9 protein-coding genes and 1 pseudogene are annotated in these 15,059 nt (G+C 58.4%); 9 read left to right on the top strand and 1 reads right to left on the bottom strand.

All coding sequences use genetic code 11. The features are described 5' to 3' along the window. The 6 genes from P273_RS0103995 to P273_RS0103970 all read left to right on the top strand — a co-directional run bounded on the left by P273_RS0103995 (nt 1) and on the right by P273_RS0103970 (nt 9,165). A complete protein-coding gene (locus P273_RS0103995) occupies nt 1-1,302 on the top strand; it encodes an ABC transporter substrate-binding protein (RefSeq protein ID WP_024627197.1) in 1,302 nt (433 codons plus the stop codon). Nucleotides 1,303-1,304: 2 nt separating this feature from the next. Next, nucleotides 1,305-2,276 (top strand): carbohydrate ABC transporter permease, encoded by a 972-nt coding sequence (locus tag P273_RS0103990; RefSeq protein WP_024627196.1) that lies wholly within the window; start codon nt 1,305-1,307, stop codon nt 2,274-2,276. Further along, nucleotides 2,273-3,112 (top strand): carbohydrate ABC transporter permease, encoded by an 840-nt coding sequence (locus tag P273_RS0103985; protein WP_024627195.1) that lies wholly within the window; start codon nt 2,273-2,275, stop codon nt 3,110-3,112. The genes P273_RS0103990 and P273_RS0103985 overlap by 4 nt, the downstream gene beginning before the upstream one ends. A gap of 7 nt (nt 3,113-3,119) precedes the next feature. Further along, nucleotides 3,120-4,412, top strand: coding sequence for a glycosyl hydrolase (locus P273_RS0103980; RefSeq protein WP_024627194.1), 1,293 nt, complete (start codon nt 3,120-3,122; stop codon nt 4,410-4,412). A 324-nt stretch (nt 4,413-4,736) separates the two neighbouring features. Next, complete coding sequence (locus P273_RS0103975) at nt 4,737-5,813, top strand: LacI family DNA-binding transcriptional regulator (protein WP_029676121.1); 1,077 nt, start codon at nt 4,737-4,739, stop codon at nt 5,811-5,813. 121 nt (nt 5,814-5,934) lie between these two features. Next, nucleotides 5,935-9,165, top strand: a complete 3,231-nt coding sequence (locus tag P273_RS0103970) for a glycoside hydrolase family 2 TIM barrel-domain containing protein (protein WP_024627192.1) — start codon at nt 5,935-5,937, stop codon at nt 9,163-9,165. A 19-nt stretch (nt 9,166-9,184) separates the two neighbouring features. On the opposite strand, the gene P273_RS0103965 is transcribed toward P273_RS0103970, so the two are convergent. After that, the gene (locus tag P273_RS0103965) at nt 9,185-10,726 is read right to left on the bottom strand and encodes a xylulokinase (protein ID WP_024627191.1); all 1,542 of its coding nucleotides are present in this window, start codon (nt 10,724-10,726) and stop codon (nt 9,185-9,187) included. 242 nt (nt 10,727-10,968) lie between these two features. On the opposite strand from P273_RS0103965, the pseudogene P273_RS0103960 reads away from it, so the two are divergent. The 3 genes and pseudogenes from P273_RS0103960 (at nt 10,969) to mmsB (ending at nt 14,974) form a co-directional block, all read left to right on the top strand. Then, nucleotides 10,969-12,089, top strand: a pseudogene (locus P273_RS0103960) (substrate-binding domain-containing protein). Nucleotides 12,090-12,155: 66 nt separating this feature from the next. Continuing rightward, nucleotides 12,156-13,724, top strand: coding sequence for a sugar ABC transporter ATP-binding protein (locus P273_RS0103955; RefSeq protein WP_024627189.1), 1,569 nt, complete (start codon nt 12,156-12,158; stop codon nt 13,722-13,724). 23 nt (nt 13,725-13,747) lie between these two features. Further along, nucleotides 13,748-14,974: a multiple monosaccharide ABC transporter permease gene (mmsB, locus tag P273_RS0103950; RefSeq protein ID WP_024627188.1), complete on the top strand. Its 1,227-nt coding sequence runs from the start codon at nt 13,748-13,750 to the stop codon at nt 14,972-14,974. Nucleotides 14,975-15,059 lie beyond the last annotated feature (85 nt).

Below are 15,059 nucleotides of genomic sequence, written 5' to 3'. Positions count from 1 at the left end.
ATGAGAGCATTGAAGAAGGTAGCAGTACTGATCTGCGCGACTGCCATGGCGGGTTCGCTGGCGGCGTGCGGCGGAAGCAACAGCAGTTCAGGCGGGTCGAAGGACGGCAAGCCGTCAGGCGAGATCTCCTTCCAGACCTGGAATCTGAAGAACGACAAGTACACGCCGTACTTCAAAAACCTGATTTCGGCCTACGAGAAGTCGCATCCCGGCACCACCATCAAGTGGATCGACCAGCCCTCGGACAACTATGAACAGAAGCTGTCCGCCGACGCCGCAGCCAACTCCCTGCCTGACATCATCGATGCCGGTCCTTCCCTGATGTACGGTCTGGCCAAGGCCGGGGCCCTGATGAACATCAGCAAGGAAGCTCCCAAGGCCCAAAACAACTATTACAAGAACGCCTGGGATGCGGTGACCTTCAAGGGCAAGGACATCGAAGAGGGTGCCTACGGCTTCCCCTGGTACGTCAACGATGGACCCACCTATTACAACACCGAGCTCATGCAGAAGTGCGGGCTGGATCCCAATAAGCTGCCGGTGACCTGGGACGACTACTTCTCTCAGGCGGACACCATGGTCAAGAGCGGTTGCGGTGCCTACATGTCCACCATGCTGGGTGGTGCTGTCGATGACTATGCGTCGGCTGGCATCCCCATTATGAACAAGGACCACACCAAGTACATCTTCAATTCCCCCAAGGCCGTCAAGCACCTGCAGCGCTTCGTCGACCTGTTCAACAAGAAGGGAATTCCGCCGGAGGCCCTGAGCGCACAGTGGTCTCAGCAGGGCGAGTTCTTCCAGAAGGGCTCCATCGTGGCCATGGGCGGCAGCGCCTACTCGGCGGCGGACTTCAAGCAGAACTCTCCTGACCTCTACAAGCATCTGGCTGTGGGCACCAAGATCAGCGATGAGGGCAAGTCTGCCAGCCTGGCCTATGAGATGCTGGCTGTCAACGCCCAGACCAAGAACAAGACGCTCGCCCTGGACTTCGTCCAATATGTGACCAATGCCAAGAACCAGCTGGCATTCGCCAAGAAGTCCAACACCTTCCCCTCCAGCAAGGGCGGTCTTGATGATCCCTACTACGCCAACATCGACACCAGTGATGTTCAAGGCAAGGCGCTGAAGGTCACTCTGAACTCCGTAAAGACCGGGTACTCAAGCCGTCCTGCCGAGTTCACCGATGCCAATGGCAAGGACTACCTGCAACAGCAGGCCGCTCTGGCTCTGCAAGGCAAGCAGACCGCTAAGGAGTCCTTGGACAAGGCCGTCAAGTACGCCAACGAGAAGCTGCAGTAACTATGAGCCGCGTTGACTCTTCCGCCGTCCGGCCGAAGGCTTCTGCCCTCGGCCGGCCCGGCGGGTCTCAAGCCGGGGGACAAGGCGGCAAGGGGACCCATTGGACCACGACCCTGGCCCCCTACCTGTTCGTCTTCCCGGCCTTTGCTATCGTCTTCATCTTCGTCATCGTTGCTGCGCTGAATACCTGCCGGCTGGCCTTTACCGATTCCACGCTGCTGCGACCGGGCAAGTTCATCGGCATCCAGAACTTCGTAGCGATCGTGCATGACGACTATTTCTGGACCGCGCTGCTCAACTCCACCCTGTACGTGGTCTGCGTGGTCCCCTTTATGGTGATTCTTCCATTGATTTTGGCCAACCTGGTCAAGGGGAACTCCAGGATCATGGGGTTCTTCAGAACCTCCTTCTACACTCCCGTGGTCATGTCGGCCGTGGTGGTGGGAATGATCTGGACCAACCTGCTGGATCCCAAGGGGCTGGTCAACTCGGTTCTGGAGTCCTTGCACATCATCCACAGCCCGATCCCATTCCTCAGTGATCGCTGGCTGATACTGTTCACATCCATGTTTGTCACCATCTGGCTGGGTCTGGGATACTACATGGTCATCTACCTGACTGCCCTGGCCAACATTGACGCCTCCCTGTATGAGGCAGCATCCCTGGATGGGGCAGGTCCGGTAAGGCAATTCCTCTATGTCACCATTCCAGGAGTGAGATCCACCATCGTGCTGATCATGATGCTGTCCACCATCGCGGCCTTCCGCGTGTTCAACGAGATCTACGTGCTCACCAACGGCACGGCTGGTCCCGGCGGTGAGGACATCACCATGTCCATGCTCATCCAGAAGGAGGGCACGGGCATCCAGGCCAGAACAGGCTATGCCAGCGCGCTGTCGCTGATTGTTCTGGTTGTGGTCGGAGCCATGCTGATTCTGCAGCAGATCATCCAGAAGCGGGGGGAGGACTCATGAAAAGCGGTCACTCCAAAGTCACTGTTGGCAAGGTCGTCCAGTATCTTGTGCTCATACTGGTCTTCATCCTGCTGGTGGGGCCCTTCGTCTGGGAGCTTTCGCTCTCCTTCAAGGGCAAGGGCGACAACGTCTATGCGGTTCCGCCCTATATCATTCCGAAGACACCCACCTGGGATAATTACCTATCCGTCTTCAGGCAGGTCCCGGTCTTCCGGTACATGCTGAACACGGTGATTGTCGCCATCCTTTCGATCGGTGGTAACGTGATCTTCTCGACCATGGCCGGATATGCGCTGGGCCGGCTCAAGTGGCGCGGGCGCAACCTGCTTTTCACGATTTTCATGGGCACCATGGTCATCCCCGTCGAGGGTGTGGTCATCTCCCAGTTCCTGATCGTCAGAAGCGTCGGCCTGCAGAACACCCTGTTGGCTGTTGCCCTGCCAGGCATGGTGGGCGCCGTGAACATTCTGCTCATGACCAACGCCTTCAAGAGCATCCCGGACGAGCTTGAGGAGGCGGCCGAGGTGGACGGCGCCAATCTTTGGCAGCGGTTCTACCGGATTTGCGTGCCTCAGGTCAAAGGCACCATGACCGTCGTCGGCATCTTCGCCTTCGTGGGCGCCTGGAATGATTTCCTCTGGCCCCTGATCGTCATCTCCGACGAGTCAAACTACACGCTCACACTGGGCATGAACCGACTCAAGGGCATGTTCATTTCGGATCCCAGATTGATAGCAGCAGGGGCCCTGGTCTCCCTGATACCGATTCTGGTCTTCTTCGCCTGCTTCCAACGCTACTTCTTCCGTGGTCTGGAACAGGGTGGCATCAAGGAATAGCATCATCATGAAATTTGGAGTCAATTACACCCCCTCCCACAACTGGTTCTATTTCTGGCTGCATCCGGATTGGGATGCTGTCGCCAAAGACCTTGACGACATTGCTTCCATTGGGCTGGATCATATCCGCATCTTCCCGCTGTGGACGTTGCTCCAGCCCAACAGGACCTGGATCAACGGCGCCGCCCTGGACGACCTGAGGCATATGGCCGCCCTGGCGGATGAGCGAGGGTTGGATGTCTATTCGGATGTGATTCAAGGACACATGTCCAGTTTTGATTTCGTGCCCTCATGGCTGGTCTCATGGCACGAAACCAATATGTTTACGGACCCGGACGCTATTCAGGCGCAGGCCCGACTGGTCGCTTCGGTTTATGAAGCCTTGGCGGATCTGCCTCATTTCCGTGGTCTGACCATTGGCAACGAATGCAACCAGTTCACCGATCGTGTCCATCCGCGTCGAATGCCCGCCACCTCCAAGGAGGCTGAAGACTGGCTGCTGGAGCTGCTGACCCCCTTGAAGGAGAGGGCGGCCCAGGAAGGCCGTGTGCTCCTGCATTCCGAAAACGATGCGACCTGGTATCAGGACGGCCACGCCTTTCTGCCAAGATATGCGTCCAACATCGGAGACATGACCTGCATTCATTCCTGGGTCTTCAACGGCGCCGCCCAGGAGTCCGGCCCCCTGGCCGAGGAAAGCACGCGGCATGCCGAGTACCTGGTGGAACTGTCGAAGGCCTTTGCCAATCAGCCACATCGGCGGGTTTGGCTGCAGGAGGTCGGTGCCCCGCTCAATGTGATGGACGCGGGGCAGGCCGCTGACTTTTGCAGGACTTCGGTGGAACATGCCCTCGATTGCAGCGATATGTTCGGCATCACCTGGTGGTGTTCGCATGACGTCAACCAACAATTCGGTGATTTTCCACCCTTTGAGCATCAGTTGGGTCTGTTCGACCAAGAGAAGCACTTGAAGCCCATAGGCCAGGCTTTCGCCCAGGCGGTGAAGGACTACTCCGGCAAGGAGGGTTCTCAACCCAGGTCCACGGCTCTTATCGTGGATGTGGATGAGCATGATGATCCCTTGCTCAGATCTGCCTGTGCGCCCGGCGGGTCCATCTTCAACAAGTGGATGGAACTCAGCCATCAAGGTGCAAGGCCGACACTGGTCACCTCCCTGCACGCGGCGGATAGCAGCTGGCTGCAGGACAGGGGCATCAGCGACTGCATCGCCGTCAAGCCTGTCGGCGGAAGCTCCTACAGCGCCGTATCTGACCCATCCCTCCTGCGAGAGAAGTCCTGACCGCTGCATCTCTGGCCCAACATATTCGGCTTTAGCCTCCGCCGGAGACTATATGTGAACGATAACAAGGTCCTTGATCTCAAACATGGTCGTCTGTAACCGTATGTGTTGTAAGCCACTGTTTTGTGCGGATGAGGGTCTAAGTTAAGGTTAAAGGCCGATGTTCATATACGCCTAAAGCGTGTGGCAGGCAGTTTTGTTTGATGAGTCGGTCGAGCCGGATGACGGGCGTCGACGAGGATGGTTGATATGAGGTGGCGCATGGGCGACGAGTCCGCTGGCGGAGAAACGGAAGCCAGAACGGACTCATCTGTTCACAAGGAGATGGACGATGCCAGGGTCAGCCTCAAGGACATAGCCAACGAACTGGGGATATCCCAGACCGCAGTCTCCTTCGCTATCAATGACAAGCCCGGAGTCTCCATCCAGACCAAGCGCAGGGTTCGCGAAGCGGCGGCCAGAATGGGTTGGAAACCTGCATATGCCGCCCAGGCCTTGGGCAGTTCCAAGACTATGACGGTGGGTTTCGCCCCGGCCAGGTCCATGGACGCCTTCCAGACCGAAGGATTCATGCTGCATTTCATGGCCGGCATCCACGCCTCCCTGAGCAGGTCGGGCTATGGCCTGCTCTTTCGCCCCTGCGCCACCCTGGACGAGGAGCTGGACACCTATCGGGACTGGGCCAGACGTAAGCGGGTCGATGGGGTGGTGCTGGTGGATCTTCTCTCCGATGATCCCAGGCCTCGGCTCCTGCACAATCTGGGTCTGCCCGCAGTCTTGGCTGGAGGACCTGACTCAGACAACTACCTGCCCTCGCTGTCCATCGACGATTCCCGAACCATGACGACGATCATGGATCATCTTAGTTCGCGCGGGCATGCCCGGATCGCCTACTTGTCGGGGGATAAAAACCTTGACTACAGCCGTGCCCGTGTCTCTTCCTTCAAGGAGTTCGTCCGCAGTAAGAACCTGGGGGAGCCGAAAGTGGAGTTCACGGACTTCACGCCTGACAAGGCCGCCGCCTTCACGCTTCGTCTGTCATCGGGGAAGAATCCATATACAGCTTTTATCTACGAGAACGAGATCATGGCTGCGGCAAGCCTGCGAGCGATGCTGGAAAGCAGGACGACATCCATGGCAGGGCAAGGGTCCGATGAGAAGACCACTGCTCCTGCGTCGGCCTACATGGGTCTGCCAGCCATGGTCAGCTTCGAGGACAGCTTCATCTGCCAGAGTACCTATCCCTCCATCACGTCGGTCCATCGTGATGCCGGACTCTACGGCACCAAGGTGGCCAACCTGCTTCTGAAGATCTTCCGAGGGGAGCATGTGGGGGGTAACCGCCGCATCCTGACACCCAAGCTGGTCATCCGTGAGAGCACGGCGCGTCCGGTGCAATGAGGACTGTGACAACCTCCGGGAATTCTGTGCCATGGCCCCGCTATCATGGTCGCATGTGAGCGTAAACAATTACGCCTGTGAAACGTCTGCTGCCATGGCCACCGAGGAGGATGGAATAGTCATGTTCATACCACGTTATTACGAGGATCCAGCCACGCTGCATGTGGGGACCGAGCCCAACCGTGCATACTGCGTGCCAGCCGGCGCCCCCATGGACACGCGTGGTGACCTGCGCAGGCGTTCCGATCGCTACCTGGACCTGGATGGGGACTGGGATTTTCGCTATTATGCCAGCATCGACCAGCTGGATGCCGAGGTCCAATCCGCGGTCGAGGCCGAGGATCCGGTCTTCTTTGAAGCCGACTACAGCCCTTCCAATGATGCGGGCCGAGGGGTGTACAAGCCCATCCATGTGCCGGGAGTCTGGCAGACCCAGGGCTATGACAACCCCCAATACACCAACGTGCGCTATCCTTTCCCCTTTGATCCGCCCAGGGTGCCTGCCGACAATCCCTGCGGCATCTACCTGCGCGCCTTCGACTACGAGCCCGATCCCTCAGCGCCTCGGGCCCTGCTCAATTTCGAGGGGGTGGACTCCTGCTTCTATCTCTGGGTCAATGGGGATCTGATCGGCTATAGCCAGGTCTCGCACGCCACCAGCGAATTCGACGTGACCGACCATCTGCAGCGAGGCCGTAACCAGCTGGCCGTTCTGGTGCTCAAGTGGTGTGATGGCAGCTATCTGGAGGACCAGGACAAGTTCCGCATGAGTGGCATCTTCCGCGATGTCTACATCCTGCGTCGGCCCAAGGCACGTCTGCGCGACTGGTTCGTCCACACCGACCTTGATAAGGACATGAGCCATGCCAGTGTGACCCTGGACCTGGATCCGACCGGGGTATCGGGCCAGGACGATGACGCTTTGGACGTCCAGGCTCTGCTGACCGACCCCGATGGTGTGGAGGTGGCACGGGCCGAGCTGACGGGTTGCAAGGAGCCTGCGCAATTTGCCATGGAGGTTGGCCATCCCCGTCTCTGGAATGCCGAGGATCCTGAACTTTACCGGCTGACCTTGTCGACCAGGGCCACCTCTACCGGCTCCGGCGACTCGGATGAGGTCATCACCGAGTACATCGGCCTGCGTACCGTCAGCGTGGACGGCCAGGTGGTCAAGGTCAACGGCAGGCCTATCAAGATCCACGGGGTCAACCGCCATGACGGGGACCCACGCACCGGCTTCGCCATCGACCAGAAGCAGATCATGCGTGACCTGACCCTGATGAAGGAGCACAACGTCAACGCCATCCGCACCTCCCATTACCCCAACAGCCCTCAGTATTACGCCCTCTACGACCAGCTGGGCTTCTACCTGATCGCCGAGGCCGACCTGGAGGCCCATGGCATCGAGGCCCTCTACCACGGTCCGGACTGGAAGGAACCCGATTACTGGAACGGTCGCATCGCCGACGAGCCGCTCTTTACCAAGGCCATTGTCGACCGGGTCCAGCACAGTCTGGAGCGGGATAAGAACCATCCCTCCATCCTGATCTGGTCCATGGGCAACGAGAGCGGATACGGCTGTGGCATCGAGGCGGCTCTGGCCTGGACCAAGTCTCGGGACCCCTCCCGTCTGACCCACTACGAGTCGGCCATCCACGGCTCGCCCCGGAAGGATCTGGATTACAGCAATCTGGACATCACCTCGCGAATGTATCCCTCCATCAAGCAAATCGAGGACTACTTCACGCCGGAGGGTCCTCACGGCATCAGCAGCCACGGGGATGACGGAGACGGGGGCCGAAAGCCTTACTTCCTCTGCGAATACTGCCATGCCATGGGGTTGGGGCCCGGGGATCTGGAGGACTACTTCCGTGTTATCCAGGCCCATCCGGGGCTCCTGGGCGGTTGCATCTGGGAGTGGGCCGACCACGCCATCGACCAGGGCATGGACCGCAAGGGCCGTCGAATCTATGCCTACGGGGGAGACCACGGCGAGTACCCCCATGATGCCAACTTCTGCATGGACGGCCTGGTCTACCCCGACCGGCGGCCCCACACCGGCCTCAGGGAGTTCAAGAACGTCTTCCGTCCTGCCCGTCTGGTCGGCTACGATCCCCAGACCCGGCTGCTCACCCTGCATAACTACCTGGACTTCACTTACCTGGATGAATACCTGAGCCTGAAGTGGACCCTTCTGTGTGATGGGGAGCCTGTGGCCTCCGGGGCGCCTGAACTGGATCGCGGGACCGGCCTGCACATCGCCCCCCATGCTAAGGGCACCGTTGGCCTGCCCGTCATGGATCCGCCCGAGCACGGTCGCCTGACCCTGCTTGTGGAGTACGCCCTGGCCAAGGCCGATCCAGTGCTCCCACAAGGGTATCCACTGGGCTTCGATCAGCTTGAAGCCGCAGACATGGGGATGCCTGAACGCCCCAACGGCGTGGCCAGGGTCATCAGTGCCGACCCCGGCAGTGGGTCCCGGGGCGCCCATCGTCCGGTGGTCAGGCAGACGGATGCCCGCTTCGACGTGGAGGGGGCCGATTGGCGCTACGTCTTCAACCGCCGCACCGGCATGGTGGAATCCATGAGCATCGACAACCGTTCCCTGCTGGACGCCCCTATGGAGGTCAACCTCTGGCGGGCGCCCACCGACAACGATGCCATCATCAAGAATGAATGGCGCAAGGCCGAATATGACCGGGCTGGTACCAGGGCCCTTTCCTGCCAGCTGCAGACCGATCAGGACAGGGGGCTGACCACAATCAAGGCTGAACTGTCCTTGGTGGCACCCTTTATTCAGCCCATGGGTAGCATCCTCGCCACCTGGACCCTCAGTGACCAGGGTGGGCTGGACCTGAAGATGGAGCTGCATCGGGATCCCGAGTTTCCCTATCTGCCCAGGTTTGGTCTGCGGCTCTTCCTGCCCAAGAGCCTCCAGCGGGTCACCTACTGCGGCTATGGGCCCTACGAGAGCTACCGGGACATGCACCGTGCCAGCCACTATGGCGTTTTCCATGACACCGCATCAGGCATGGTCGAGCACTACCTGCGTCCTCAGGAGAACGGTTCCCATTATGGCTGCGACTACGTCCTGGTGGAGGATGACCGCTCCCTGCTGCAGGCGGCGGGGGATGGGCCCATCAGCTTCAACTGCTCCCCCTACACGCAGGAGGAGCTGACCGCCAAGAGGCACGACCATGAGCTGGAGGAATGCGGCTCAACCGTGCTCTGCCTGGACTATGCCACAAGCGGCATAGGCTCCAACAGCTGCGGACCTGAGCTGGATCCCGCCTATCGTCTGGATGAAACCGATCTGGTCTTCGGACTGCATCTGCGGGTCCGTTCCAAGTGACCCAGGCTGGCGGGGCCCTTCATCCCCGCCAGCGCAGGTACTGCTGGTAGACCTGCTCGCAGGGGGCTCCCGTCAGCGTGGTCTCGATGTCCACCGGCCAGGCGGGGGGTTCCTCTTCTCCAGTCAGAGCCCAGGCTGCCTGGCGGGCTGCCCCGATGGCCACGTACTCGTCCGGCCGGGGCAGCTGCACATCCATGCCCAGGATTCCCGGGGCATGGGCTCTGACCGCTGGGGACTTGGCGCCGCCGCCGACCAGAAGGATCCTGGAGACCGTGGTGCCCAGTCGTTTCAGCAGTTCCAGACAGTCACGCTGGGAGCAGAGCAGGCCCTCCACGAATGCTCTGGCCAGGTTGGTGCGCGTGGTGTTGGCCAGGGTCAGTCCCTCCAGTCTGGCATGGGCGTCAGGGCGGTTGGGGGTGCGCTCGCCGTCGAAGTAAGGGATCAGGGTGATGCCCTCGGCCCCCGGCGATGACTGCTCCGCCAGCTTGGCCAGACCGTCGTAATCCGTCCCCAGGGCGGCCAGGCCTGCGTCCAGGATGCGTGAAGCGTTGATGGTGCAGGCCAGAGGGAGCCAGTGGCCGGTGGCATCGGCGAATCCGGTGACCGAGGCGCTCATGTCATAGGCGGGGACCGGGCTGACCGCGGCAGCGACCCCTGAGGTTCCCAGGGAGATGGAGACGTCGCCCACCTGCATGGCCAGGCCCAGGGCCGTCATGGCGTTGTCGCCACCACCCGGTGCGATGATGCAGCCGCCGGGCACATCCCTGCCGGCGATGCGGGGGTCGGCCTTGGCTCCGACCTGGTGGGGGCCAAGAACCTTAGGCAGGATGACCTGTTCGGCCATCCCGTCGGGCAGGGCCATGGCCAGCAGGTCACGCCGGTAGCTGTCGGCGGCGGGGTCGTAGTAGCCGGTGCCGGAGGCATCAGAGCGATCAGTGAAGAGATCCTCCAGCCCGGGTTCAGTCTCCTGGTCGGCCGCGGGACCATGGCCGGCGATAACCCAGCTCAGCCAGTCGTGGGGGAGGCATATGGCCGCGATGGCCTTGGCATTATCCGGCTCCACCCGGCTGACCCAGGCCACCTTGGTGATGGTCAGCGAGGCTACGGGAGAGGAACCCACAGCCCGTACCCAGGCTTGCTTGCCCCGCATGGCCAGATCCTGGTCTGAATCCGGGTTCTTGTTTGATTCGTCGTTTTCTGCCTTGGTGGTTTTAGTCTTGCTGGTTTCAGACCTGGCTAGCCGGATGATGAGATCGTCGGCATCAGGAGCCGAACGTGTATCGTTCCAGAGCAGGGCATCCCTGATCACCCGCCCTTGGTGGTCCAGCAATACCATGCCATGCTGCTGGCCGCCCACGCTGATTGCCGAAACATCGTCCAATCCACCCGCCTGGGCGGAAGCTTCCTGAAAAGCCTTCCACCAAGCCATGGGATCCACGCTGGTGCCTGCCGGATGAGGAGCCTTGCCGAAGCGGACCAGCCGACCGGTCCGGGCATCGGTGACCCTCACCTTGCAGGACTGCGTCGAAGTGTCCACTCCCGCCACCAGGATCTCATTCATGTCAGCCTCCTTGCTTGATCGCCTTTCAGCGAGAACGTGCTTGTCTCGATCAATATCATTAATTCATCATACTAATGTGCCTTCACGAATTGCTAAATCCAGGATAATCTGCGGCAAAAACCTACGTAATTAGTTGAAATAGTCAAATCAATAAACTTTGTGCTAGTATGTGTGCCGGAAGAGATCCAGCTTGCCGAGGGGGACAAGTCGGAGGCAACCCTTCAACGAAGAAAGGAACCATCATGAACAATTGGAAACGAGCGGTTTGTGCACTGGCCGGGATTGTCATGCTCGCGTCAGTGGGTGCCTGCGGAGGCTCAAGAGGCGCGACTGGCGGGGGGGGGGGGCGGTAAATGCTAAAAACCCCTCAGATGTGACCGTCGGAATTTCGATGCCGGAACAACAGCTGGAACGCTGGCGTCTCGACGGCGATAACCTCAAAAAACAGCTTGAAGGCAAGGGCTACAAAGTCCTCCTGCAATTTGCTGACAATAAGACGGATCTGCAGGCTTCCCAGATTCAGAATATGGCTAATCAGGGAGCTAATTTCGTTGTGATTGCTTCCATTGACGGCACGGCTGTAGGGCCAGCCGCGGAGGCAGCCAAATCAAACGGCGCTACGGTGATCGCCTACGATCGACTGATCATGAACACCGATGCTTGTGACTACTACTCGACGTTCAACATCACCGAGGTGGGCAAACTCCAAGGGCAATACATAGTTAAAAAGCTCGGTCTGGATAGTGGCAAAAAAGGGCCGTTCAACATTGAGCTGATGACCGGCTCGCCAACAGACAACAACGCCAAATACTACTTCCAAGGATCTTGGTCGGTCCTCGAACCATATTTTAAAAACGGGTCACTGGTGTCCCCGTCTGGTCGAGTTCCCAAGAATCTCGAGGATTGGCAGAGCATCGGCATACAGAATTGGGATCGTCAAAACGCGCAGAGCGAGATGGAAAACCGTATCAATTCCTATTACAACAGCGGAAGACATCTTGACGCCGTTCTTGCCCCCAATGATGCAATTGCTATGGGGACTGTAAACGCTGTAGACGCGGCGGGCTGGAATTACTATCCGATAATCACCGGTCAGGATGCCGAAAAGGCCAATGTGGCCAACATCGTCGCGGGCAAGCAGACAATGACGGTCTACAAGGATACTCGTAAACTGGCTGATTCCACTGCTTCCCTGATTGAGAAACTGGTCAAGGGACAGAAGCCCAAGACCAACGACACATTCAACAACAACAACAAGGATGTGCCTTCGATCCTGCTGAAGCCGGTCTCCGTTGACAAGGACAACGTCAAGAAGGAACTGGTTGACAGCGGGTATATCTCCGCGGCAAACGCTGGACTGTGACGAAACGTCATCGGGCATTCGCCGAGGTTCATTGAGTGCGGATGCCCTTAAATTCAGAAGGCACCAATGACATCATCTCAAAACACGATTTTGGAAATGCGGGACATTGTAAAGTCCTTCGGTCCAGTCACGGCATTGGACCATGTCAATATCAAGGTTCAACAGGGTCAGATCTTCTCCATCTGCGGCGAGAATGGGGCTGGTAAATCCACTCTCATGAACGTTCTGTCGGGAGTCTACCCGTATGGATCATACTCGGGCAGCATCATCTACCAGGGAAAACCCTGCAGGTTCTCTAGCATACGAGATTCGGAGCGCGAGGGAATCGTTATCATCCACCAGGAGCTGGCACTCGAGCCCTACATGACGATTGCTCAGAATATCTTTCTGGGCAATCCCATCACCAAGGGGATCTTCATCCAGGATGATCAGCAACGCCGAAAGGCTAAGGATGTCATGACCCTGGTCGGTTTGGACGAGGATCCAGACACCCTGGTCTCCAACCTCGGTGTGGGCAAACAACAACTGGTGGAAATCGCCAAAGCGCTCAGTAAGAACGTTCAATTGCTTATTTTGGACGAACCCACAGCAGCGCTCAACGATGAGGATTCCTTCCACCTGCTGGATTTGATCGACCGGCTTCGTAGGGAACGTGGCATAACGGCCATCATCATCTCGCACAAACTCAACGAAATAGCGGCGTCAGCGGATGCCGTCCAGGTGATCAGGGACGGAAAGACCATCAGTGATTGTCGGGTCGATAAGGAGCACCCCCTGGACATGGATGCCTTGATCCGCGATATGGTCGGCAGGCCGATGACCAATCGTTATCCGGAGCACGAATCGCACATCGGTAAGGAGATGTTCCGTGTAGAGCATTGGAGCGTCCACCATCCACAGGATTCCAACCGTTTGGTGGCCAAGGATGTCAGCTTCAACCTGCGCGCTGGCGAAATAGTGGGTATGGCTGGGCTGATCGGTGCCGGAAGAACCGAAACCGCTATGAGCATCTTCGGTCACCAGTACGGCGTCGGGGCTAGCGGCGACATATATATGGAAGGCAGGAAAATTACCCTGCCCGACGTGCGCTCGGCCATTGACGCGGGTCTGGCTTACGCCACCGAAGATAGGAAAGAGTACGGCCTCAACCTGATCGCTTCCATACGAGAGAACACCTCAATGGCTAACCTCGGACACCTGTCTCATCACGGTGTCTTGGATCTCGACCGTGAAAAACAGATTGCTGAGCAGTATCGGCGGGATTTCAGGACGAAGACCCCAAGCATAGAGATGCCGGCGAGCAGCCTGTCCGGAGGCAACCAGCAGAAGGTGGTGCTTTCCAAGTGGGTATCCACTGAGCCCAAAGTGCTCATACTGGACGAGCCGACCCGTGGCATCGATGTGGGTGCCAAATACGAGATATACGAGATCATCGATCGGCTGGCCGATGCCGGTTCGGCCATTCTGATCATATCCTCCGAGTTGCCTGAGCTCTTGGGCATCTGTGACCGAATCTACACGATGAGTCAAGGAATCATTACGGCATGCCTGAACGCCCATGCCACCGATCAGGAGGAGCTGATGCGGTACATGACGTCTGAAATCCCTTGCAGTGAGGAAGCGGTGTTCGCATGAGCGTCAAGGAAGGAAAAACAACAATGAAGCAGTCGGTCGCTGAAGCGTCCAATGACAGCGGAAATCCGCAGGTGGCCACTCTTAAGTCCACCTTGCTGGGCAATGCTCGACAATATGGAATCTATCTGGCACTGGTAGTGGTCATTGCCATCTTCGAAGTGCTGACCGGAGGGCGTCTGCTCTTCCCCAACAATTTCGTTGCTCTATTTCAGCAGAATGCCTATGTGCTCGTTCTGGCCATCGGCATGCTTATGGTGATCATCGGTACTCATATCGATCTGTCTGTGGGCTCTGTGGTTGCTTTCATTGGCGGCATGGGCGCTTTCATGATGAAGAACTGGGGTTTGAACTGGTTCCTGGCCATTGTGCTCATGCTGGCGCTCGGGCTGATTGTGGGTATCTGGCAGGGCTTCTGGGTAGCCTATGTTGGCGTACCCGCCTTTGTCACGACCCTTGGCGGAATGCTGGTTTTCCGTGGTCTGGCAACTGTGATCGCCGGTGAATCCATTCCCCTTCGCTCGCGTGAGTTCCGTGCCATCTCCAAGGATTTCCTGCCGAACATCTTCGGTTTCTGGTTTGGTCTGGATGGGCTGACCTTGGTCGTTGGGGCAGTGGTCATACTCCTGGTCATCGTCATGCAGGTCCGTCGTCGGTCTCATACTATCCGGGTCGGGCTGCAGGCTGAGCCGAAGAGCTGGATGATCATCAAGTGCGTGCTGGCCACCTTGGTCATTGGGTTCGTAACCTACCTGCTGGCTTCTTCCGGAAACCAAACCCAGGGTGGTATACCTATCGTCTTGGTCATTATCGCTGTGCTAGTGGGCATCTACTGGTTCGTTCTCAACAGGATGGTGCTGGGGCGCGATATCTATGCTGTCGGTGGCAACAGAAAGGCCGCCGTGCTTTCGGGCATCGATACACGCAAGGTCGATTTCAAGATATTCCTCAACATGGGGCTGCTTGCCGCCATCGCTGCAATCATCACTTTGTCCCGACTGGCTTCGGCTACGGCCCAGACCGGTATGGAGTTTGAAATGGACGCCATCGCCGCCTGCTTCATTGGTGGTGCGGCTGTGGCTGGTGGCGTAGGTACCATCCCCGGTGCCATGGTAGGTGCACTGATCATGGGTGTGCTCAACCAAGGACTGTCGATCATGGGTGCGGATGCCGCCATAGTGAAGATCATCAAGGGTCTGGTTGTGATTATCGCCGTGGCATATGATTTGATCAGCAAACGTCACAAGAAGTAATTGCTGACCTGTCTGCGCCCCGCCCTCTGTTCGTTTCCTGCGTGGAAGAACAGAGGGCGGGGCCTTGTTTAAGGCTCGTCGTTAA

It is taken from the genome of Bifidobacterium sp. A11 (genome assembly GCF_000499185.1).
GTDB lineage: Bacteria > Actinomycetota > Actinomycetes > Actinomycetales > Bifidobacteriaceae > Bombiscardovia > Bombiscardovia mizhiensis.
Note: the sequence above shows the minus strand (reverse complement) of the source record. Positions and strands in the feature narration are given on the sequence as shown.

Bases quoted from the DNA above. Each gene is read 5' to 3' on its own strand.
- P273_RS0103995 (WP_024627197.1), top strand. From the start codon at position 1: ATGAGAGCATTGAAGAAGGTAGCAGTACTGATCTGCGCGACTGCCATG.
- P273_RS0103990 (WP_024627196.1), top strand. From the start codon at position 1,305: ATGAGCCGCGTTGACTCTTCCGCCGTCCGGCCGAAGGCTTCTGCCCTC.
- P273_RS0103985 (WP_024627195.1), top strand. From the start codon at position 2,273: ATGAAAAGCGGTCACTCCAAAGTCACTGTTGGCAAGGTCGTCCAGTAT.
- P273_RS0103980 (WP_024627194.1), top strand. From the start codon at position 3,120: ATGAAATTTGGAGTCAATTACACCCCCTCCCACAACTGGTTCTATTTC.
- P273_RS0103975 (WP_029676121.1), top strand. From the start codon at position 4,737: ATGGACGATGCCAGGGTCAGCCTCAAGGACATAGCCAACGAACTGGGG.
- P273_RS0103970 (WP_024627192.1), top strand. From the start codon at position 5,935: ATGTTCATACCACGTTATTACGAGGATCCAGCCACGCTGCATGTGGGG.
- P273_RS0103965 (WP_024627191.1), bottom strand. From the start codon at position 10,726: ATGAATGAGATCCTGGTGGCGGGAGTGGACACTTCGACGCAGTCCTGC.
- P273_RS0103955 (WP_024627189.1), top strand. From the start codon at position 12,156: ATGACATCATCTCAAAACACGATTTTGGAAATGCGGGACATTGTAAAG.
- mmsB (WP_024627188.1), top strand. From the start codon at position 13,748: ATGAAGCAGTCGGTCGCTGAAGCGTCCAATGACAGCGGAAATCCGCAG.